23 protein-coding genes are annotated in these 20,522 nt (G+C 73.7%); 10 read left to right on the top strand and 13 right to left on the bottom strand.

The genetic code is table 11. The features are described 5' to 3' along the window. Positions 1-75: 75 nt before the first annotated feature. The 3 genes from O7602_RS04820 to O7602_RS04810 are packed head-to-tail and all read right to left on the bottom strand — an operon-like array spanning position 76 to position 709. Positions 76-348 carry a hypothetical protein gene (locus tag O7602_RS04820; RefSeq protein ID WP_281587019.1) on the bottom strand — a complete coding sequence of 91 codons (273 nt, stop codon included), beginning with the start codon at positions 346-348 and terminating at the stop codon, positions 76-78. Then, the gene (locus O7602_RS04815; protein ID WP_281587018.1) at positions 336-503 is read right to left on the bottom strand and encodes a hypothetical protein; all 168 of its coding nucleotides are present in this window, start codon (positions 501-503) and stop codon (positions 336-338) included. Before O7602_RS04815 ends, O7602_RS04820 begins: the two co-directional genes overlap by 13 nt. After that, entirely contained in the window at positions 500-709 is a 210-nt protein-coding gene (locus O7602_RS04810; RefSeq protein ID WP_281587017.1) for a hypothetical protein, read from the bottom strand. Before O7602_RS04810 ends, O7602_RS04815 begins: the two co-directional genes overlap by 4 nt. A gap of 178 nt (positions 710-887) precedes the next feature. On the opposite strand from O7602_RS04810, the gene O7602_RS04805 reads away from it, so the two are divergent. Together O7602_RS04805 and O7602_RS04800 are read left to right on the top strand one after the other, a co-directional pair. Further along, positions 888-1,766: a helix-turn-helix transcriptional regulator gene (locus tag O7602_RS04805; RefSeq protein ID WP_281587016.1), complete on the top strand. Its 879-nt coding sequence runs from the start codon at positions 888-890 to the stop codon at positions 1,764-1,766. Beyond that, the gene (locus O7602_RS04800) at positions 1,759-1,956 is read left to right on the top strand and encodes a DUF397 domain-containing protein (protein ID WP_281587015.1); all 198 of its coding nucleotides are present in this window, start codon (positions 1,759-1,761) and stop codon (positions 1,954-1,956) included. The genes O7602_RS04805 and O7602_RS04800 overlap by 8 nt, the downstream gene beginning before the upstream one ends. Positions 1,957-1,997: 41 nt before the next feature. Here O7602_RS04800 and O7602_RS04795 read toward each other — a convergent pair whose 3' ends face one another. The 3 genes from O7602_RS04795 to O7602_RS04785 form a co-directional block, all read right to left on the bottom strand. After that, entirely contained in the window at positions 1,998-2,411 is a 414-nt protein-coding gene (locus O7602_RS04795; protein ID WP_281587014.1) for a nuclear transport factor 2 family protein, read from the bottom strand. Between the two features lie 72 nt (positions 2,412-2,483). After that, complete coding sequence (locus tag O7602_RS04790) at positions 2,484-3,191, bottom strand: alpha/beta fold hydrolase (RefSeq protein WP_281587013.1); 708 nt, start codon at positions 3,189-3,191, stop codon at positions 2,484-2,486. A 4-nt stretch (positions 3,192-3,195) separates the two neighbouring features. Continuing rightward, a complete protein-coding gene (locus O7602_RS04785) occupies positions 3,196-3,789 on the bottom strand; it encodes a hypothetical protein (protein WP_281587012.1) in 594 nt (197 codons plus the stop codon). A 103-nt stretch (positions 3,790-3,892) separates the two neighbouring features. Here O7602_RS04785 and O7602_RS04780 point away from each other — a divergent pair, with 103 nt between their 5' ends. The 5 genes from O7602_RS04780 (at position 3,893) to O7602_RS04760 (ending at position 8,772) form a co-directional block, all read left to right on the top strand. Further along, positions 3,893-4,726: an alpha/beta hydrolase gene (locus tag O7602_RS04780; protein ID WP_281587011.1), complete on the top strand. Its 834-nt coding sequence runs from the start codon at positions 3,893-3,895 to the stop codon at positions 4,724-4,726. 147 nt (positions 4,727-4,873) lie between these two features. Further along, positions 4,874-6,052 (top strand): ATP-binding protein, encoded by a 1,179-nt coding sequence (locus O7602_RS04775; protein WP_281587010.1) that lies wholly within the window; start codon positions 4,874-4,876, stop codon positions 6,050-6,052. Then, the gene (locus tag O7602_RS04770) at positions 6,042-7,268 is read left to right on the top strand and encodes a hypothetical protein (RefSeq protein WP_281587009.1); all 1,227 of its coding nucleotides are present in this window, start codon (positions 6,042-6,044) and stop codon (positions 7,266-7,268) included. The genes O7602_RS04775 and O7602_RS04770 overlap by 11 nt, the downstream gene beginning before the upstream one ends. Then, a complete protein-coding gene (locus O7602_RS04765) occupies positions 7,238-7,954 on the top strand; it encodes a response regulator transcription factor (protein ID WP_281587008.1) in 717 nt (238 codons plus the stop codon). Before O7602_RS04770 ends, O7602_RS04765 begins: the two co-directional genes overlap by 31 nt. A gap of 74 nt (positions 7,955-8,028) precedes the next feature. After that, positions 8,029-8,772 (top strand): hypothetical protein, encoded by a 744-nt coding sequence (locus O7602_RS04760; RefSeq protein WP_281587007.1) that lies wholly within the window; start codon positions 8,029-8,031, stop codon positions 8,770-8,772. A gap of 518 nt (positions 8,773-9,290) precedes the next feature. On the opposite strand, the gene O7602_RS04755 is transcribed toward O7602_RS04760, so the two are convergent. Next, a complete protein-coding gene (locus tag O7602_RS04755; protein WP_281587006.1) occupies positions 9,291-10,043 on the bottom strand; it encodes a lysophospholipid acyltransferase family protein in 753 nt (250 codons plus the stop codon). A gap of 99 nt (positions 10,044-10,142) precedes the next feature. Here O7602_RS04755 and O7602_RS04750 point away from each other — a divergent pair, with 99 nt between their 5' ends. Together O7602_RS04750 and O7602_RS04745 are read left to right on the top strand one after the other, a co-directional pair. Then, the gene (locus O7602_RS04750) at positions 10,143-10,802 is read left to right on the top strand and encodes an alpha/beta hydrolase (protein WP_281587005.1); all 660 of its coding nucleotides are present in this window, start codon (positions 10,143-10,145) and stop codon (positions 10,800-10,802) included. 9 nt (positions 10,803-10,811) lie between these two features. Further along, entirely contained in the window at positions 10,812-11,204 is a 393-nt protein-coding gene (locus O7602_RS04745; RefSeq protein ID WP_281587004.1) for a VOC family protein, read from the top strand. 55 nt (positions 11,205-11,259) lie between these two features. Here the strand turns inward: O7602_RS04745 and O7602_RS04740 are convergent, their stop codons facing one another. The 6 genes from O7602_RS04740 to O7602_RS04715 form a co-directional block, all read right to left on the bottom strand. Further along, complete coding sequence (locus tag O7602_RS04740) at positions 11,260-13,320, bottom strand: glycogen debranching N-terminal domain-containing protein (RefSeq protein ID WP_281587003.1); 2,061 nt, start codon at positions 13,318-13,320, stop codon at positions 11,260-11,262. Beyond that, on the bottom strand, positions 13,320-13,691 hold the full coding sequence (locus O7602_RS04735) for an SCP2 sterol-binding domain-containing protein (RefSeq protein WP_281587002.1): 372 nt from the start codon (positions 13,689-13,691) through the stop codon (positions 13,320-13,322). The genes O7602_RS04740 and O7602_RS04735 overlap by 1 nt, the downstream gene beginning before the upstream one ends. 159 nt (positions 13,692-13,850) lie before the next feature. Further along, positions 13,851-14,267: a CBS domain-containing protein gene (locus O7602_RS04730; RefSeq protein ID WP_281587001.1), complete on the bottom strand. Its 417-nt coding sequence runs from the start codon at positions 14,265-14,267 to the stop codon at positions 13,851-13,853. Positions 14,268-14,342: 75 nt separating this feature from the next. Then, positions 14,343-15,365, bottom strand: coding sequence for an aspartate-semialdehyde dehydrogenase (locus O7602_RS04725; RefSeq protein WP_281587000.1), 1,023 nt, complete (start codon positions 15,363-15,365; stop codon positions 14,343-14,345). Positions 15,366-15,465: 100 nt separating this feature from the next. Continuing rightward, positions 15,466-16,809, bottom strand: coding sequence for a pitrilysin family protein (locus tag O7602_RS04720; RefSeq protein WP_281586999.1), 1,344 nt, complete (start codon positions 16,807-16,809; stop codon positions 15,466-15,468). Continuing rightward, positions 16,806-18,098 carry a pitrilysin family protein gene (locus O7602_RS04715; protein WP_281586998.1) on the bottom strand — a complete coding sequence of 431 codons (1,293 nt, stop codon included), beginning with the start codon at positions 18,096-18,098 and terminating at the stop codon, positions 16,806-16,808. Before O7602_RS04715 ends, O7602_RS04720 begins: the two co-directional genes overlap by 4 nt. Positions 18,099-18,338: 240 nt before the next feature. On the opposite strand from O7602_RS04715, the gene O7602_RS04710 reads away from it, so the two are divergent. Then, entirely contained in the window at positions 18,339-20,477 is a 2,139-nt protein-coding gene (locus O7602_RS04710; protein WP_281586997.1) for a trypsin-like serine protease, read from the top strand. Positions 20,478-20,522 lie beyond the last annotated feature (45 nt).

The following is a 20,522-nucleotide window of genomic DNA, read 5'->3' as shown; positions in this document are numbered from 1 at the left end:
CCGGCTGACGCCGACGCCCTCGACATCGACGGACAACTGACCAGGAGCGAAGCCCTCCGACCAGCCATCCGCGATCTACCTCCGAGCCCGAGCCCGAGGCCGCAGGTTCGAATCCTGCCGGGCGCACAGGTGTCGCTCGACCGCCGTCAAGCCGCTCTGCATCACGAAGATCGAGCGCCGGGCCACAGCATCGCCTCGCGCATCGAGCTGGTATCCCTCCAGCCAGATCCAGCCGTCGAAGGTCGTCCAGTCCAGGACGCGGATGACGCGGAAGTGGAACGACTTCACGAACTGAGGGCTGGCAGCTCGCGTGATGTGCAGCAGGTCGCCGGCCTTCAGGGTCGCCACTGGTCGCAGACCTTGCGCCAGGCGCGGATGCGGGCGCGTGCGACGACGACGCGCGGACACCAGCCGTAGGGACGACAACGCGAGCAGGTGTACGCGACGTGGTAGTCGATGATGGCCCAGGACAGCGCCACCAGGAAGGGCGTGTCGGGCTTCACGACCCGCCGCCGTTAGGACGTTTCTGGCTGCGACCTGACCGCACCTGGGAGGCCTTGTTCGCTGCGGGCCGGACCATCGGCAGGACTTGGGCCTCGCCGTTCCGGTTGCCGATCTCGTCGGCCACACGAGGGCGTTCGTTCGTGATCGGTCGTTGCACCACATCGACCGGTTCGTTGCTGCGTTGGAACCACTTCCAGCGGGGCATCGCGCACCTCCGGGGATTCGTCGGCCACCTCGTCCAGCAGCCAACGTGGGGCCACGCAGCTCCCATCTGCAACGTCTCACCCAGCGATTCGAGGGAAAAGATTGACGGCGTGCCATGCGCGCGTGCAAGGTGGCTGGAATGAGACAGACAGGCATCTGAGGTGAGATTGGGGGGCCAGATGGCCGAGACGGGATCTTCCGTCCCACGGCGGCAACTCGGGCGGCTGCTGAGGCAGGCACGCGAGGAAGCCGGCATCAATCTGGAGGCTGCGGCGACGACGCTGGAGTGGTCGCGGGCGAAGATGTATCGCCTGGAGGCTGGCCAGACAGCACTCCGGACCCACGACGTGAACCTGATGTGCCAGCTCTACGGCACCTCAGCGGACCTGACCGAAGTCCTCGTCTCACTCGCCAGGGAGAGCAAGAGCCGAGGCTGGTGGCACGCCTACGGTGAAGTGGTCCCTGCGTGGTTCGAGCTGTACGTCGGCTTGGAAGCAGCGGCCTGCAATGTCCGGCACTACGAACCGAATCTGATCCCAGGGCTCATCCAGACGCCCGAGTACATGTCCGCGGTCTTCGAGACTAAACCCGGTCGTACGCCAGCGGAGGTGGCCCAAAAGGTCGCCCTGCGCATGGAGCGACAGAAGCTTCTGACTCGAAAAAGCCCGGCAGCTCCTCAGTTCGCAGCAATCGTCGACGAGTCCGTCCTTCACCGCCCCATCAGCGACGTGGAAGCCTGGCGGGCCCAGTTGGCCTACCTGGTCAACGCTGCCCAGGCCACAAACATCAAAGTCCGCGTCCTGCCCAGGACCGTAGGCCCGCACCGCGCGTCCGTCGCTGGCGCGTTCGTGATGCTTGACTTCCCCGCGAAGGGCACCCGTCCCGCAGAGCCCAGCACCGTCTACAGCGAATCCCTGACCGGCAGTATCTACCTCGACCGTCCCAGCGAGGTAGAGACGTACTCTTCGGTCTGGGAGACTCTGTGGAGCCTTGCCCTGGATGAACGCGCGTCCGAGGATCTCGTGGCCGCCCTGATCAAGGAGACTTACGATGACTGAGATGACCAAGGCTCACTGGCGCAAGAGCAGCTACAGCGCGAACGAGGGTGCCTGCGTCGAGGTTGCCGACAACCTTCCGGGCCTCGTGGGCGTGCGCGACAGCAAGGACATCGCCGGCCCGTCGCTGACCTTCCCCGCCGCCCAGTGGGGCTCCTTCGTCGAGTTCGTCAAGGACCGCACCCGCGACTGAGCTTCGCGATCCGAGGGAAGGACCGGCGCAAGCGATAACCGTCACGGTCGCAGCGGCACCCGCCGGGGTGTCACCTTCCGATAGGCGATCCGCCATCCCGCAACCTCTCGGCGGACGATGTCCTCGTAGACCACGCTGCCGACCGATCCGTCGGACGTGACCCCGATCCCTTTCGACGTGGCCCGGACGGTGCCGTCCGGGCCTTCGGTCACGTAGACGTTCGTGACGTGGTGGCCCACCGGATTCCCGTCCCCGAGGGCCAGGGCTGCTTCTTTGATGGCCGCACAGCCGTGCAGCTCGCCGGCTCCGAAGGCGGTCAGGTCGTAGACCACGTCGACGGTGAACAGCTCGTCCATCCTGTCGAGTTCGCCGGCGTCCATGAGATGCCCGTGCAGGGCTATCAGCTCGTGGATCGCCAACTTGTCTTCCGCCGACAGCGCCATCAGCGAACCCATCCCCGTAGAAGGACTGCGTGACCAACGGGCAGGTTATCGCGACCCCGAGCCCGGTCAGCACGAGGACGACGCCTACGGCCGCAACGCCGACAGAAGCAGGTCCGCCACCATCGCGGGCCGGGTGACCATCGCCAGGTGGTCGGCGTCCACGCTCCGGACCCGGTATCCGCGCTCCGCCGCCTCCTCGGCCGTGGACTGGTATCCGGCGCTCAACCGCAGGTAGCTGCGCCGGGCGGCGTCCCACGCCCGACCCGGCGCGGGCAGCACCTCGGAGACCACCGACCACGGCAGCTCGGGCAGGTCGCGCAGCACCCGTCGCCGCTGCTCGGGGTCGGGCAGGATGTCGGCGGTGGAGGCGGTGGGAAACCAGGTGTCCCACGTCGGCAGCCGGCCGGCCACCGCCAGGTCACGCAGCCACGTGGCCTGCTCCGGCGGCAGCGACCCCAGCCAGCTCGTGCCCGGGTGCGGCAGGCGGGCGTCCAGGAAGACGACGTCCAGCCGGTCGCCACCGACCGCGTCGGCGATGCCGGGCAGGTAGGGACCGGCACGGCTGTGGCCGACGACGACCGTGGGCGTACCCCGAATGATGCCGGCCGCCGCCGCGCACGCCGCCGCGTGGAAGGAGGGCGACCCGACCAACGGGCGGAGGTCCAGGACCGTCACCCGCCACCCGGCCGCTTCGAGGTACGGACGCAGCGCGTCCCAGGTCGCCGAGGTGAGGAGCGGACTGTGGACGAGAAGCATCGTCGGTTCGGCGGCCACGGTGTGGTGGCGAGCCATCCCGTCAGTCACTGTCCGCCGGCACGCCGGCCTCCAGTTGGCCGATCACCGGCCCGAGCAGCTCGTGGAGTTCCCGCGCCAGCACGACGACCGCCCGCCGCGCCGCCGCTGCCACGGCGTCGTCCGGCCCGTCGGGGGCCGGTGGCAGGTCCCCGAGCGGGAGCGGCGCCTCGACCTGGAGCATCGCGCGCAGGTGCGGGCTGCGCGTCAGGTCCTGCTCGGTCGGCGTCGTGTACTGGCCGAACAACTGCGGCCAGTCCCGCCAGCCCCGGTCGCGCTGCCACTGCCGGGTCCAGGTGAGTTCGGCCGGCCACCGGGACACCACGGCCACGGTGCAGATCAGGCTGCCGTCCCACGGGCTCGGCGCGCACGTGGCCGAGACGATCCGCCGGTGCCACCGGACATAGCCGGGTGACAGCTCGGTGGCCAGCCGCCAGGCGGTCGCGGCGAAGGCGACGGGGGCGATGTCGCCCCACGTGTCGGCAAATTCGGCGGTACGCCGAAGCACCTCGTTCTCGTAGCGCCCGCGCCCGCCGGCGCCGTGCTCCCGGTCGAAGTTCTCGTCGATCCAGAAGGCCCGCGGTTCCACCATCGTCATCCCCCGTCCGCGTCCGTCACCCCGTTCACTATGGCACCGAGACCGTCGCCGGGATGTCCGAGCCCGCACCCGGATTGTCGGGTGCCACGGCTAGTCTCCGGCCATGGTGACCGAGACCGATCTTCGCCTGCCCGACGGCCGCACGCTGCACGTCTACGACACCGGCGGGGCGGGTCGGCTGCCCGTGTTCTGGCACCACGGCACGCCGAACGTCGGCGCCCCGCCCGCGCCGCTGTTCGCCGCCGCCGACCGGCTCGGCCTGCGCTGGGTGTCGCACGACCGCCCCGGCTACGGCGGCTCCACCCCGCTGCCGGATCGCGACGTGGCGTCGGCGGCGGCCGACGTGGCGGCGGCGGCCGACGCGCTGGGCCTCGACCGGTTCGCGGTGATGGGTCACTCCGGCGGCGGCCCGCACGCCCTGGCCTGCGGCGCGCTGCTGCCGGACCGGGTGGTCGCGGTGGTGGCCGGCGCGGGGCTGGCGCCCTACGACGCGGCCGGGCTGGACTGGTTCGCCGGCATGGTGCCGTCCGGGGTGGCGTCGCTGCGCGCCGCCGCCGCGGGGCGCGCGGCGAAGGAGGCGCACGAGTCCTCCGACGCCGAGTACGACCCCGGGTTCACCGACGCCGACCTGGCCGCGCTGCACGCCGAGTGGTCCTGGTTCGACAGCGTGGTCGGCCCGGCGGTCGCGGCCGGCCCCGGCGGGCTGATCGACGACGACCTGGCGTACGTGCGGCCGTGGGGTTTCGACCCGGCCCGGGTCACGCCGCCGGTGCTGCTGCTGCACGGCGACCGCGACGGCATCGCGCCGGTGGCGCACGCGCAGTGGCTGGCCGGGCGGTGCCCGTCGGCCGAGTTGCGCCGCTTCCCCGACGACGGGCACATCTCCGTGCTCCGGCACGCCGGGTCGGCCCTGGAGTGGCTGGCGAGCCGCGCGTAAACCGGATGCTGATCGTCCGCTTCTCGGCGACAGCAGAGCGACGCGCCGCGCACCGTGGGTGACCGGCCCGACAAAACGTGCTATTCTCCGGCGTCAATCTATGCCGTGCGGACCCGGTCGGGTCGCTGCCGGAAGGACACCTCCCCGATGCCGGTGGCTGTCGCCACGACCCTGCCACGATCCCCACTGGACCGTCCGGCGGGCGGCGCGTTCACGCTGATCTTCACGACCCTGCCGGCGCTGCTGCGGCTCACCTGCGGCCTGGTCGGCGCGGCGGTCGCGCTGTCGGTGCGGACGCCGCCGGTGCGGGTGGCGCTGCTGGTCCCGGCCGTCGTCGCGCTCACCGTGTGGTCCTGCTGGTATGCGGTCCGCGCGTTCCGGCACGGCGTCGGCGGCGCGCTCGTGGCCGGCGACGTGGCCCTGACCACCGCCGCCGCGCTCGCCGTCCCGTGGCTTGTCGCGCCGGAGGTGCTGCCGGGCGAGGGGAGTTGGGTCGCGGTGCTGGCGAGCACCACGGTGATCAACGCGCAGGCCACCGCCCCGGCCCGCTTGTCGGTGCCGGCCGGCCTGCTGGTCACCGCCGCCTATGCGACAGGCGCCACGCTTGCCGGCAACGCGGTCGAGGCGCGGGCGCACACCGGCACGCTGCTGGTGCAGACCGGCTGCACGGCGGTGATGACCGCGGTGATGCGCCGCTGGATCGGCCGGGGCGACGCCACGTTCGCCGACTACCAGCGGTTGTCGCACGAGGCGGTGGTGGCGCGCACCGCGCGCGAGGCCGAACGGCGGCACAACCGGGACCTGCACGACACCGTGCTCGGCACGCTGACGATGATCGGGCTCGGCGCGGTGCCCGGCTCCTCGGCGGCGCTGCGCGAACGGTGCGCTGCGGACCTGCGTACCCTCAGCGCCCTGGCCGGAGCGCGGACCGCGGGCGCGGCCGGCGAGGCCGACCTGGACGAGCGGCTGCGCACGGTTCTCGCCGGACTGCCGGAGGTGACGGTGACCGCGACGCTACCGCCGTGCCGGCTGCCGGCGGAGGCCGCGGCGGCGCTCGCCGACAGCGCCGCCGCCGCGCTGGCGAACGTGGCCCGGCACGCGCCGGGCGCCACCGCCGCGCTGCGCCTGGCCCGCGCGGGCGACGCCGTCGTGGTCGAGGTGGTCGACGACGGTCCCGGCTTCGACCCGACCACGGTCCCGGCCCACCGGTACGGGCTGCGCGAGTCGATCCACGGCCGGATGGCCACGGTACGCGGCCGGGCGGTGGTGACCTCCGCCCCTGGTGCCGGCACCCGGGTGCGGTTGGAGTGGTCGGATGGCGACTGAGTCCCCGCCGGCGGCCACCGGCGCGGCGCTGCTCCCCCGGCCCCGCCCGCCGACGTCGGTGCGCTCCGGGGCGGCCGTCACCCCGCCGCAGGCACGCGCCGTGGCGGACGCCTCGGACCGGGGCGCGCGGCTCGTCGCGGTCGTCATCGCGCTGGCCTGGCACCTGGTGATCGGGCTGCCGGCGGTGCTGGAGGCGGGGCCCGGGATGGCCGCCCCGGCGGTGGTGGCGGTCGGCTGGCTGGTGACCGCGCTTGTCGGCGTCGCCACCGGCGTACGCCTGCTGCGCGGCCGACTGCCCCCGGCCCGGCGGCTGGCCGTGGTGCTGTTGGTGGTCGACGCGGCGGTCTTCGCGGCGGCCGGTGAGCGGTTCCTGTTCACCAGCGCCAACTGGGTGTGGGGCGGCCTGGCCTGGTTCTTCCTGCTGGCGCTCTGGCGGCGACCGGTGCGGTGGCTGCTGGCCCTGCTCGCCGCGCACGCGACGATCGCGCTGGTGGCGGTGGTGCTGCACGGGGCGACCGCGCCGGCCGACCTGAGCCGCTACGCCATGTACGTCTACGGCACCTCCACGCTGCCGGTGGCGGTCTTCGCCGGCGCGGCGGCGCTCACCGCGCTGGCCCGGGACCGGGCCGGCACCGCCGCGGCGGTGCTTGCCGTGGCCGCGGAACGGGAGGCGGCCGAACGGGCCCAGGGCGAGCGGCAGGCCCGGCTCGCGCTCGTCAGCGGCACCGCCGAGGAGGTGCTCGCCGCGCTCGCGGCCGGCGACGCCGACCCGGCCGACCCGGCGGTACGCCGCCGCGCGGTGCTGGCCGCCGCCCGGCTGCGCCGGTTGATCGCCGAGTCCGACGACGTGCCCGACCCGCTGCTGCACGAGTTGCGCGCCGCCGCCGACCTGGCCGAACGGAACGGCCTGCCGATCGACCTGGTCGCGGTCGGTACGCCACCGGAGCTGCCGGTCGACGTACGCCGAGGGCTGGCCGACCCGCTCACGGCGGCACTTGCCGGCGCACACGGTTGGGCGCGGCTGACCGTGGTCGCCGGCCCCGACGAGGTGGTGGTGAGCCTGGTGACGCCGGAGCACGACGGCCCGGACGATCCGATGGCGCCACCCGGCGGGGACGATGTGGTGGCGCCACCCGGCGGGGACGGGCCGGTGGAGCACCTGCACGAGCGGGACGGGGAGATCAGATGGACGCAGACCCGCTGGCGGCGGACGTGAACGCCGGGCACCCGATCGGCGTGGCGATCGTCGACGACCATCCCGTGGTGATCGACGGGGTGCGCGCCTGGCTGGCCACCGAGCCGCGGCTGCGGGTGCTGGCGACCGGCGACGACCCGGACGCGGTGCTGCGGGACGCGCCGGAGGCCGAGGTGGTGCTGCTCGACCTGCGCTTACACGGGCGGATGGTGCTGGACAAGCTGGCCGAGCTGAGCGCGGCCGGGCGGCGGGTGGTGGTCTACTCCGAGCACACCGACCCGCAGACCATGCTTGCCGCGCTCGACGCGGGCGCGGTGGCGTTCCTGGCCAAGCACGAGGGGCGGGAACACTGCGTCGACACCGTGCTGGCGGCGGCGCACGACCGGCCGTACGTGCCGCCGGCGCTCGCCGGCGCGATGGTCGGCGACGCCCGTCCGGACCGGCCGGCCCTGTCCGACAAGGAACGCGAGGCGCTGCTGCTGTGGTTCCAGTCGATGTCGAAGGCGTCGGTGGCACGCCGGATGCAGATCAGCGAGCACACCGTCAAGCAGTACGTGGACCGGGCGCGGATCAAGTACACCCGGGCGGGACGTCCGGCGGCCACCAAGGCGGCCCTGCTCGCCCGGGCGATTGAGGACGGCCTCGTCCGACCGGAAGAGATCGGCATCTACCGGTCGCAGGCGTCGGCCGACCGGCCGACCCCCTAACGGGTGTCATGACAATCACCCCAGGAATCGTCCAGGATCACGGGTACCGCCAACCGTCGCCGGGAGGTCGTACCGTGCCGGAGGACGCCGCACCCTTCTTCATCGGGCCACACCGCTTCGACGCGGACGACGATCCCACCCGCCCCCTGCTCGACCGGCGCTACGCGCTGGTGCCCGAGCCGGGCGAGCGGCTGCTCGGCCAGCACCGCCTGCCGGTCGCCGGCCACCTGCTCGGCCCCACCGAGGACGTACGCTGCTGGGCGCTGCCCGACCCGGCGACGATCACCGTGACCGACCGACGGTTGGCGTACGTCTGCACCGGATCCGAGCTGTCCCTGGTCCCCGGGCGGGACAGCCCGACCGGCGCCCGGCACCGGCGCCCGGTCCGGCTGTCCCGCCTGGTCAGCGGTCAGATCCGCTGGCAGTGGCCGTCCCGGCTGGAGCTGGCCGAGGGCGACGGCAACGGCGCGGAGCTGCGCGTGGTCTGCGACGCGCTGCGCACCATCCGCCAGCCGGCGCTCGCGATCACCGGCCCGGTCGCCGTGATCACCGCGCTGGCCCGGCAGGTACGCCGCTCGGTGGCCGCGTACCGCCTGGCCCACCCCGACCTGGTGGACCTGTCCCCGCCGGAACGCGACGTCCTCGCCACGAGGGTGGCCGCCTCCCCCGGCCCGGTGTTCGGCGCGGTGACCCTGCCGGGATCCCTTCCGGTGGAGTTCCTGTCCCGGGACGACTACTACCGCCAGCCGGTGGCGGATTCGTCCCCCTGGCCGCAGCTCGACTCCCCGGCCCGCGACCAGCCCGGCTCCGCCTGCTGACCAGTTCGCCGGCAGCGCCGAGGACGGCGGCGGTCCCCGCGGTGATCTGTGAGTGGGGCAGTCGAGTGGGGTGGGATCGGCCGCTTCGGCCGGCGATCAAGCCTGACGTCCCACCACTCCCACCCCGCCCATGGATGAACGGCATAGGTGCCAAGGCCCGGCGGGCTCCCCTCCTGTTCCACCACATGGGAGCACCCAGGTGATCAAGGAGTTCGCGTCACCGCGGAGATCGACTCCAACGCAAACTCCTTGATCACGCCAAAGAAGCCCACCGGAGGGCTCCCGAGGGGCTTCCGAAGGCCCTGAAGGGCTCCCGAGGGGCTCCCGAAGGGTGGTGATCATGAAGTTAACGGCGCTGTTGATCTCTGTTGATGCTGTCAAGTTCATGATCACCGGGGCGGGGCGCGGCGGCGCGGGGCGGGGCGCGGGGGCGGGGCGGGGGCGGGGCGGGGGCGGGGCGGCGCGGGGGCGGGGGCGGCGCGGGGGCGGCGCGGGGGCGGGGGGGGCCTGTGGCCTGGTCAGGGGGTGCTGCGGGAGCGGCGGGCCGGTCGGTCCAGCTCGGCGGCCTGCTCCGGGGTGGGCGCGCCGCCGCCCAGGTGGGCCGGCAGCCACCAGGAGTCGTCCGGGCCGGCCGGCTGCTCCGGGTATTCCCGCTGGGCGCGGTCCACGAGCGCCGACAGCCGGGTGCGCAGCTCGGCGGTCAGGGCGGCGGAGTCCGGGTGAGTGGCCGGGTCGATCGGCTCACCCACGAGGATGGTGATCGGGGTGTGCCGGCGGGTCAGCGTGCGCGGGCGGCCCTTGGTCCACAGCCGTTGGGTCCCCCAGAGCGCGACCGGCAGCAGCGGCACGCCGGCCTCCTGCGCCATCCGGGCCGCGCCGTTCTTCAGGTCCTTGACGGTGAAGGAGCGGCTGATCGTCGCCTCCGGGAAGACGCCGACCACCTCGCCCCGGCGCAGCGCGCCGACCGCGGCGGAGTAGGACCCGGCGCCGGCGGCGCGGTTGACCGGGATGTGCTTCATGCCGCGCATCAGCGGACCGGAGATCCGGTGCCGGAAGACGCTGTCCTTGGCCATGAACCGGACCAGCCGGCGGGACTTGTGCGCGCCGTAGCCGCAGAAGATGAAGTCGAGGTAGCTCACGTGGTTGGACGCCAGCACGGCTCCGCCGGTGGCGGGCACGTGCTCGCTGCCCCGCACGTCCAGGCGCAGGTCGAGGGCGCGGAACATCGTCTTGGCGGCGGTGATCACGGGCGGGTACACGAGCTCCGGCATCCGGCAACTTTACCCCGGGTAGGTTACGGAACCGTAGGGCCAATCTGCCCTGAGCAGACCGGGGTCGCGGACCGGCCGGGACGCGACCACGATGGGCCGATGACCGAACGCGGTGTGCTGCTCTGGATCCACGGTGGAGGGTGGCGGGCCCGCTCCGACGAGAACGGCGCCGCGCTCGCGCCGCTCGGGCTGCGGGTGGTCACCGCGACCTACCGGTTCTCCCGCGAGGCGCGCTGGCCGGCGCAGCTCGACGACGTACGCGCCGCGGCGCGCGCCGCCCGGGCCACCGGGGGCGGGCTGCCGCTGCTGGTCGGCGGCGACTCGGCCGGCGGGATGCTCGCCCTGCATCTGGCCCTGCGCGGGGTGGACCGGCCCGGCGACGTGGCGGCGGCGCTGGCGTACTGGGCGCCGGTCGACCCGCTCGACGCGGCTCAGCGGCGGCGGCGTCCTGCCGGCGACGATCCGTGGGCCGACCTGCTCGGGCATCCACCGGTCGACGGCGACCCAGCCACCGCCGACGCCGCCGTCGCCAGTCATCTCGGCTGCGGTGTGCCGGTGCTGCTGGTGCAGGGCTGCGACGACGTCCCGGTGCCCGCCGCCCAGGCGGTCGAGCTGGCCGGCCGGCTGCTGGCCGCCGGTCACCCGACCCACCTCTGGCTGACCCACGGCGGCCACGCGCTCGACCTGGCCCGCCCGGACCTGCGCGCGGTGGCCGCCGCGTTTCTCGACCACGTCCTGCCGGCGACGCCGGCGCACTAGGTTCGAGGCATGCCCGACATCGCCGCGATCGTCATCCACTGCCGCGATCCCTACCTGCTGGCCCCGTTCTGGAGTGCGGTCAGCGGGCTGCCCGTGGTCGAGCAGGACCGCGCGAAGCTCGCCGGCCGGACGCTCGCACCGACCGAGGCGGTGCTGCTGCGCGATCCGCACGGGCGTCGGCCGGACCTGTGGATCAGCCCGGCCGGGGAACTGCCCGCGCCCGGCCGGATCCACCTGGACCTGGTCGGCGACGCCGAGGAACGGGCCGCGGTGCTGGAGGCGGGCGCGACAGTGGTCCGCGAGCTGCCCCGGTGGACCGTGCTGGCCGACCCGGAGGGCAACGAGTTCTGCCTGCTGCCGCCGCACGAGGCGCACACCGTCGAGCCGCCGGCCGGCCACTGAGCCACCACGCCGGACCAGCCGGCCACTGAGCCACTCAGCCACCACGCCGGCCCGGTCAGCCGGCCAGGTTGTGCAGGTCCAGCCGACCTCGGGCGAACGCGTCCACCCGCCCCCATCGGCCCGGAATGTCAAGCACCTCGATCCGCCCCATGCCCACCGGCAGCCGCGGGTCCACCGCCAGGTGACCCTCGTGCGGCTCCAACCCGAGCATGGTCCGGATCAGCAGCAGCGGCGCCCCGGTCGACCATGCCTGCGGGGTGCATGCGGTCGGGTACTCCACCGGGAACTTGGTCAGCTCCCGCTGGTAGCCGCCGAACGCCTCCGGCAGCCGTCCGTCGAAGTACGTCGCCGCCTCCAGGATCCCGTTGGCGACGGTGGCCGCCTCCTCGGCGAAGCCGTACCGGCGCAGGCCCCAGGCGACGAACGAGTTGTCGAACGGCCAGATCGTGCCGTTGTGGTAGCCGATCGGGTTGTAGCGGACCTCGCCCTCGGCCAGGGTCCGCACTCCCCAGCCGGACCAGAGCCGCGGCCCGACCAGGTGCGCGGCGATCTGCGGGGCCCGTTCGTCGTCGACGATGCCGCTCCACAGCAGGTGGCCGATGTTGGAGCTGAGCACGTCGCACTGCCGCCCCTCGGGGTCCAGGGCGAGCGCGTAGAAGCCGCCCTCGGCGACCCACCAGTCGCGGTTGAACCGGGCCTTCAGCTCCGCCGCCTCCCGTTCCAACTGATCGGCGTACGCCGGATCGCCCCAGAACTTCCGGGCCAGCCGGGCGGCCCGCATCTTCGCGTCGTACGCGTACCCCTGCACCTCGCAGCTGGCCCGCGGAAACGGCGGCAGTGAGCCGTCGGCGTACGAGACGGAGTCCCAGGAGTCCTTCCAGCACTGGTTCTCCAGGCCGGTTTCGGTGTTGCGCCGCTCGTACCAGATGTAGCCGTTGCCGATCAGGTCGGCGTAGTCGTCGATCCACTTCAACGCCGCGCGGCACTCCCGTTCCAGCTCCTTGACCAGCGCGACGTCGCCGCTCCACCGTTCGTACTCGTCGAGCAGCACCACGAACAGCGGAGTCGCGTCCACCGAGCCGTAGGAGGGCGAGTGCGGTTGTTCCTCGAACGCGGCGGTCTCGCCGTAGCGCATCTCGTGCAGGATCCGGCCCGGGTCCTCCTCCCGGAAGTCGTCGAACCGGGTGCCCTGGAGGGCGCCGAGGATGCGCAGCGTGGTCCGGGACATCTCGGGGGCGAACGGCAGCACCTGGAGGCAGGTGAGGATGCTGTCCCGGCCGAACATGGTCATGAACCACGGCAGGCCGGCGGCGGGCAGCGCCTGTCCGCCGAGGGAGAGCGGTGAGAAGCGCAGCGCGGCGAGGTCGACCAGGCACCGCCGGTAGGTCGCGGCGATCCGCCCGTGCTCACTGTTGACCTTGGGGGCCCGGTCGATCCACTCCTGGAGGTCGTGCTGCAGGGCGAGGCGTTCCGTGCCGTGTGCCCGCAGTCCCATCCGCAGGTCCCGGCCACCGGGGCCGATGGCGAAGGTCTCCACCTCGATGGTGACGTCCCACTGCTCGTTGGGTTCCAGGTGGACCGTCCAGGCGAGGCCCCGGTTGTCGTAGTGGGCCGGCTGGTTCGCGGAGACGACCGTCTCCCGCTTGAAGTTCCCGCGCCGGTAGCCCAGCCGCAGCCGGTCCGGCTCGGCCTCGGCGTACAGCTCGCCCTTCTTGTTGAGGATCTCGTCCTTGACCTGGAAGAGGTCGGCGAAGTCGGCGCCGGCGTCCACCCGGATCTCCAGGTCGACCGCCTTCTCGTCGTGGTTCATGACGGTGAGCGTCTCCCGGAAGCTGCCACCCACCACCCGCTCCCGGATGATCGACATCTTGGCGTCGACGTAGTGCGTGGCCACGCCCGGCACCAGGAAGAACCGGGCCTCGTAGTACTGGACGTCGTCGTAGGAGAGGGCGTTGAGCCGTTCGCCGTCGACCGTGAGCACCCACTTCGACAGGTACCGGGTGTCGATCGAGAAGAGACCGGTCGGCTCGGTCGGCGTGGCCTCGATGTCGCCGGTCTCCTCGGAGACCACGAACGTGTTGCCGTCCAGGATCCGGACGGTGTTGCTCCCGGCCATCAGGCGCCCCTCCCGGAGAACGTGTGGCGCGGCCCGCGGGAGTCCGGCGGGCCGGGGAAGACGCGCTCGATCTGGAGTACGAGCCGCAGGTCGCCGACGACCGTCATGTCGCCCCGCAGCAGCGCCGCGATGGCGTTCTCCCGGCCCTCGACGAGGTCGCCGAAGAACCGGGGCCCGGTGCCGACCACGGTGTCCGCCTCACCGTCCTCCGGCCGCACCCGCACCCGGCCCCGGTCGATCTCCAGCAGCCAGTGCGTGGACCGCGCGCCCTCGTGCAGGTCGAACCGGAGCGTTCCGGACGTCTTGACCAGCAGCGGCTCGAACCCCCGCCGGTCCAGGTCCTCGAAGAATCTCGTGGTCGTGTCCACCATCGCAGGTGACTCCTCCCGCGGTCAGCGGTCTCCTCGTCGACACGACGGGTCCCCGGCGGGTTCCGGGTCAACCTCGCCCGGATCGGGTGAGGCGGCGGACCGCGCGGACGCGAGACGCCGGCCCCCGAACCGGGGACCGGCGTCGTCGCGGCGGACGGGTCAGTTGTTGGGATCGTCGGCGCTGATGTCCGCCAGCACCGACTGGGGTTCCCGCTCGACCGCCAGGTCACCCATCGAGACCAGGCCGATCAGCCGTCCGTCCTCGATCACCGGGAGCCGGCGGACAGCGTACGTGCGCATCAGGTCGGCGGCGGCCACCGCGTCGTCGTACTGGCTGACCGTCACCACGTCCTTGCTGGTGATCTCGTTGAGCCGGGTGGTGGCCGGGTTCCTGTCCTCCGCCACACCGCGGACCGTGATGTCCCGGTCCGTCACGATGCCGACCACGTTGTCGCCGTCGGTCACCACCACGTCGCCGATGGCGCTGTCGCGCATCTCCTGCGCCGCCGCGGTGAGCGTGTCGTTGCCGTCCATCGTCACCAACCGGGTCGTCATGAACTCTCCGACCGTTGTCATGGTGCTCCCCTCTCGGTGTCGGCACGGCCGTCTACCCGCCGCCGGAGGCGGGGTAACGCCGGCCGCCCGGAGGGGTCAGCGCTCGGCGGCGACCAGCTCGGCGAGCTGCACGGCGTTGAGCGCCGCGCCCTTGCGCAGGTTGTCGTTGGCGCAGAACAGCGCCAGCCCGTGCGCGACGGTCTCGTCGGCCCGGATCCGCCCGACGTACGTCGGGTCCTGGCCGGCCGCCTGGAGCGGGGTGGGCACGTCGGACAGTGCCACCCCGGGTGCGCCGTCGAGCAGCTCCCGGGCCCGGGCCGGGTCGATCGGCCGGGCGAACCGGGCGTTGATCTGCAACGAGTGGCCGGTGAACACCGGCACCCGCACGCAGGTGCCGGAGACCTTCAGGTCGGGGATCTGGAGGATCTTGCGGCTCTCGTTGCGCAGCTTCTGCTCCTCGTCGGTCTCGTCGGAGCCGTCGTCGACGATCGAGCCGGCGAGCGGGAGCACGTTGAAGGCGATCGGGCGGGCGAACGAGCGCGGCGCCGGGAACGCGACGGCGGAACCGTCGAACGCGAGCGCGCTCGCGTCCTCGGCCACCTTGCGGACCTGCTCGTCCAGCTCGGCCACGCCGGCCAGGCCGGCGCCGGAGACCGCCTGGTAGGTGGCGACGACGAGGCCGACCAGCTCGGCCTCGTCGTGCAGTGGGCGCAGCACCGGCATGGCGGCCATCGTGGTGCAGTTGGGGTTGGCCACGATGCCGCGCGGCCGGTCGGCGATCGCGTGCGGGTTGACCTCGGCGACCACGAGTGGCACCTCGGGGTCCATCCGGAACGCCGACGAGTTGTCGATCACCACGGCGCCGGCCTCGGCGACCCGGGGGGCCAACTCCTTCGCGGTGCCCTTGCCGGCGGAGAAGAGCACGATGTCCAGGCCGCGATAGTCCGCGGTGGCCGCGTCCTCGACCGTGACCTCGCCGTCGCGCCAGGGCAGGGTGCGCCCGGCCGACCGGGCCGAGGCGAACAACCGCACCTGCTCCGCCGGGAACTCGCGCTCCGCCAACACCTGCCGCATCACGCCACCGACCTGGCCGGTGGCACCCACAATGCCGATCCTCATGCCCGCGAGGCTACCCAGCCGGGCCGGCCGGGCGGGAAGCGTTTCCCAGCGCGCGGGCCGGGGCGACGGGAATCACACGCCGTCGCCCCGGCCCGCCGGGTCACACGTGGTCGGCCACCTCGCCGACGCCGGAGGCCACCAGCTCGTCCCGGATCACCGCCGCGTCGCCCTCGACGACCATCGTCATCGCCTCCGGGTGCAGGTGCGCGGCAGCCGCCGCGGAGACCTCCTCGACGGTCGCCGCGAGCAGCGCCTCCCGCAGCCGGGCGTGGTAGTCGTCCGGCAGGTCGTGCACCACGAGCGTGGTGAGCGCCGACGCGATCGCCCGCGGGCTCTGCAACTCGACCGAGAGCTGGCCGGCCCGCCAGGACCGGGCCACCTCCAGCTCCTCCTCGGTCACCCCGGTCAGCCGGGTCCGCGACACCTCGCCCACGCACTCGACGAGCGCCGGCACGGTCACCGCGGTCTGGACCCCGGAGCTGACCCCGAACCGGCCGAACCGCCGGGACGAGGCGAAGTCGCCCCGGATCCCGTACGTGTAACCGCGCACCTCACGGATCAGGTGGTTGAGGCGGGAGGTGAACGCGCCGCCGAGCACGGTGCCGGCGAGCGTCATCGGCACGTGGTCGGGGTGGGCGCGGTGCGGGGACGGGTGACCGAGCCGCAGCGTCGACTGCACCGAGCCGGGCCGGTCGACCAGGATGATCCGCCGCCGGTCGGCGATCGGCACCTCGATCGGGCCGCCCCGGTCCACCGGGCCACCGCCGGTGCCGGCGAACGCCGCCGCGCCGAGCGCGTCCAGGTCGACCCGCTCCAGGTCACCGGCGACGATCAGGGTGCCGGGACGGATGAACCACTCCGAGTGGAAGACCGTGACGTCGTCGGCCTCCAGCGCGGCCACGCTGCCCGGGTCGCCGTAGAGCGGGCGGCCCCACCGGTGCTCGGCGCCGAACAGGTCGGCGCGCAGCACCGCGTCGGCGCGCGGGCCCGGGTTGGCCCAGTCCATCCGCAGCGCGGTCGCCTCGTCGTCGCGGACCCGCAGCACGTCGGCCGGGTCGAGCCGGGGCGTGCGGACCGCCTCCGCCATCAGCTCCACCGCGGCGCTCAGCCGGTCCACCGGGACCTGCACGCTGACCTGGAACGAGTCCCAGTCGAGCCCGGTCACCAGCTCGGTGCCGAGCGCCTCGATGGCCAGCGCGTACCCGGTGGCGTCCCGCTGCGCGGTGCCCTCCTCCAGCGCCTTGGCCAGCACCGCGCCGAGGCCCTCCTTGCCGACCGGTTCCCGGCCCGCGCCGCCGTCGAGCAGCAGCAGCGCGACGGCGAGGTTCTGCCCCGGCAGGTGCGCGGCCACCACCTGCCCCCCGGCCACCGCGCGCCGGACCACCTGCGGGAACCGGTAGGCGCGGGCGGCTCCGGGACCGGGACGGGCGGCGATCAGCGTCATGAGGTCTCCTCGGGCAGGTAGGTCAGGATCACCCGGTCGGCGGCGCCGAGCAGCTCGGCGGCCTGCTCGGCGATCTGCTCGGCGGTGACGGCGAGCCAGGCGGGCAGCCGGTCGGCGGCCCGGGCCGGGTCGCCGAACTGGGTGGCGTACCGGCCGAGCGTGTCGGCCCGGCCGTCCACCGTGGACATCTGCCGCCACCACGACGTGCTCAGCAGCGCCTTGGCCCGCTCCAGCTCGGCGGCGGTCACCGGCACGGTGGCCAGCTCGTCGACCACCTCGGCCAGCCCGTCGCGCAGCCGGTCGGCGGTCACGCCGGGGCGGGCGGTGGCGGTGGCGATCAGCGGGGCCGGCGCGTGCGCCAGGTCGACCCCGTACGCCCCGACCAGGTCCGGCTGGGCGATCCGCTCGCCGTCGGCGAGCCGCTGGTAGAGCCGGCTGCCCCGGCCGCTGCCGAGCACGGTGGCGAGCACGGTGGTCACGTCGTACCCGGGGGTGCCGAACGGGTGGGTGCGGTGCGCGAGGTAGACGCGGGCGGCGGGGACGTCGGAGGTGACGGTCTCCACCGCGGGCCGGCCGGTGGGCGGCACCGCGCGCCCGTCCGGCGCGGGTGGGATGTCGGTGCGCGCCCCGACGCCGCCGAAGTATTTGTCGGCGAGCGCGAACACCTCGGCCGCGCTGGTGTCGCCGACCACCGTGAGCACCGCGTTGTTCGGCGCGTAGTAGGTGTCGTGGAAGGTCTGAAAGGTGGCCAGGTCGGCGGCGTTCAGGTCGGCCATGGACCCGATGGTGGCGTGGTGGTAGGGGTGGCCGGGCGGATAGAGCAGCGGCAGCAGCCGCAGCCAGGCGTCGCCGTACGGGACGTTCTCGTAGCGTTGCCGCCGCTCGTTCTTCACCACGTCGCGCTGGTTGTCGAGCGTCTCCTGGGTCAGCGCCGGCACGAGGCCGCCCATCCGGTCGGCCTCCAGCCAGAGCGCCAGCTCCAGGTGCTCGGCCGGGACGGTTTCGAAGTAGTTGGTCCGGTCCGGGTTGGTGGTCGCGTTGAGCGAGCCGCCCGCGCCCTGGATCAGCTTCATGTGCTCGGTCTTCGCCACGTGCATCGAACCCTCGAACATCAGGTGCTCGAAGAGGTGGGCGAAACCGGTCTGTCCCGCCGGTTCGTGGCGGGAACCCACGTCGTACCAGAGGTTGACCGCCACCGCCGGGGCGGTACGGTCCTCGCTCACCACCACGCGCAGGCCGTTGTCCAGTCGGGTCGTCTCGATCGGCCAGGGGAAACCGCTGTCGGGCATGGCACCCACGCTAGCCGAGGACGGCCGTCCGGCACCGGATCGCCGTCCCGCCGCCGCGGGCCCACCGCCCATCGGAGTGTGATGTGGATCACGGTGAGGCCGCGAGCCCGACCCGGGCTGACAAATCGGCCATCCATCGCTCACTATGACTGCCGTCCGGCCACTGCGGACGGTCCGCCCGCGCCGGCCGGCGACCCGCACGGCGCGACCGCGCCGCGACCGCGACAACGGGGGAACAACATGTCCCAGTCCCACCCGGCCCGCACCGGGGCCCGGATCCTGGCGGTGGTGAGCGTGGTCGCCGCGCTCTCCGCGGCCGGCCGCGCCCCGGCGGTAGCCATCTCCGGCGGCACACCCGTGCCCTCCGGCCAGGACGTCCAGAGCGTCCGGCTCAACATCCTCAGCCCCGGCGCCCCGGGCGCCCGGGCCTGCTCCGGGGCACTCGTCGCGCCCCGCTGGGTGCTCACCGCCCGGACCTGCTTCACCTCCGCCGACCTGCCCGGGCCGGTCACCGCCACCTTCGCTCCCGACCAGGACGGCCACCCGCACCGCATCCCGGTGCTGGCGGTCCGCTTCGACGACGCCCGCGGCCTGGCCCTGGCGAACCTGTCCCGGGCCGAGACCACGGTCAGCCCGGTGCCGGTGGCCGCCACCGGCCCGCACACCGGCGACCAGCTCCGGTTCGTCGGCTTCGGCCGGACGGCCACCGAGTGGGTGCCGGACGCCCCGCACAGCGCGACCTTCACGGTGACCGCCGCCGGCACCGACTCGGCCGATCTCACCGGCACCGGCGGCCTCTGCCGGGGCGACGGCGGCGCGGCGGGGCTGCGCACCGGCTCCGACGGCCAGCCGGAGCTGGTGGCGGTCGCGACCGGTTCGGGGCAACTGGGGTGCCTCGGCGAGACCGACACCTCGAACCAGGCCACCGCCGCGGTGGCGAGCGGCCTGACCGGCCTGTTCGGCGGCCGACCGTTCGGCCGTTTCGCCGTCACCCCGTCCGACGGGGGCCTCCCGGCCGCCGCGGGCGCGCGGTTCGGCGCCGCGACGGCGACCGGCGACTTCAACAAGGACGGCTACCCGGACCTCGCCGTCGGCGCCCCGGGTGACACGGTGAACGGGCAGACCTCGGGCAGCGTCACCGTGTTCCCGGGCGCCGCCGGCGGCAGCCTCGGCGCCGGTCACCGGTTGATCCAGGCGGACTTCGGCGCCGCGGACGAGGCCGGGGACGGCTTCGGCGCCGCGCTCGCCGCCGGCGACTTCAACAAGGACGGGTACGCCGACCTGGCCGTCGGCACCCCCGGCGAGGCGATCGGCACGGTCAAGGCGGCCGGCGCCATCGCGGTGTTCCCCGGCGGCCCCTCCGGACTGGCCCGGGGCAAGGGCTACGACCAGGGGGACATCGGGCGCGGCGACGAGACCGACGACCGCTGGGGCGCGGCGCTCGCCGCCGGGGACTTCAACAACGACGGGTACGCCGACCTGGCCGTGGGCGCCCCGAACGAGGCGGGCAGCGACAACGTGCACAGCGGCGACGTGAGCGTCATGCGCGGCAACAGCACCGGCACCCTCACGTACGCGTACAACCTCGACCAGACCAACGCCGGCGGCGCGAACGAGGCCGGCGACCGCTTCGGCGCGGCGCTGGCGGCCGGCAACGTGACCGGCTCGGTCCACGCCGATCTCGTGATCGGCGCACCGGGCGAGGCGCCGGGTACGCTGCCCGCCGCCGGCAGCATCTACGTCGTGCCGGGCGCCGCCGGGGAGGTCACCACCGGCTTCGGCCGCAGTCAGGGCACGTCCGGCGGGGTCAACGAGGCCGGCGACAACTTCGGCGCCGCGCTCGCGGTGGGCAACTTCGACGGCGACGGTTACGCCGACATCGCGGTCGGCGTGACCGGCGAGGCGCCGGGCAGCGAGGCGAAGTCGGGCGCCCTCGCGGTCTACCCGGGCGCGTCCAGCCAGGTGGCCGCCGGCTTCAGCGTCACCGAGCTGGCGTTCGGCCGGACCCCGGGGGCCGACGACCTCTTCGCCTCCGCGCTGGCGACCGGGGACGTCAACGGCGACGGCCGCGCCGACCTGATCGTCGGCGCCCCCGGCGCGACGGAGGGCGGGGCCAAGGGAGCCGGTTTCGTGGCCGTGCTCACCGGTCGGGCCCGCACCACCTCGCAGCCGACGTCGCTGGTGGCCAGCCGACTGATCCGGCAGCCCGACGTGCAGGGCACCAGCGAGGTCGGGGACGCGTTCGGTGGCGCGGTGGCCCTCGCCGACCTCGACCGGGACGGCCGGGCGGACGCGTTCCTGGGCAGCCCCGGCGAGGCGGTGCCGGGCGAGCCGGCCGCCGGTGTGACCGTCACGGTCCTCGACGTCGCGACGCCCTGACCCGGCCCGCGCCGGCCCCGCACGTCGCGGGGCCGGCGCGGCACG

This window comes from Micromonospora sp. WMMD1128, from assembly GCF_027497235.1.
GTDB lineage: Bacteria > Actinomycetota > Actinomycetes > Mycobacteriales > Micromonosporaceae > Micromonospora.
Note: the sequence above shows the minus strand (reverse complement) of the source record. Positions and strands in the feature narration are given on the sequence as shown.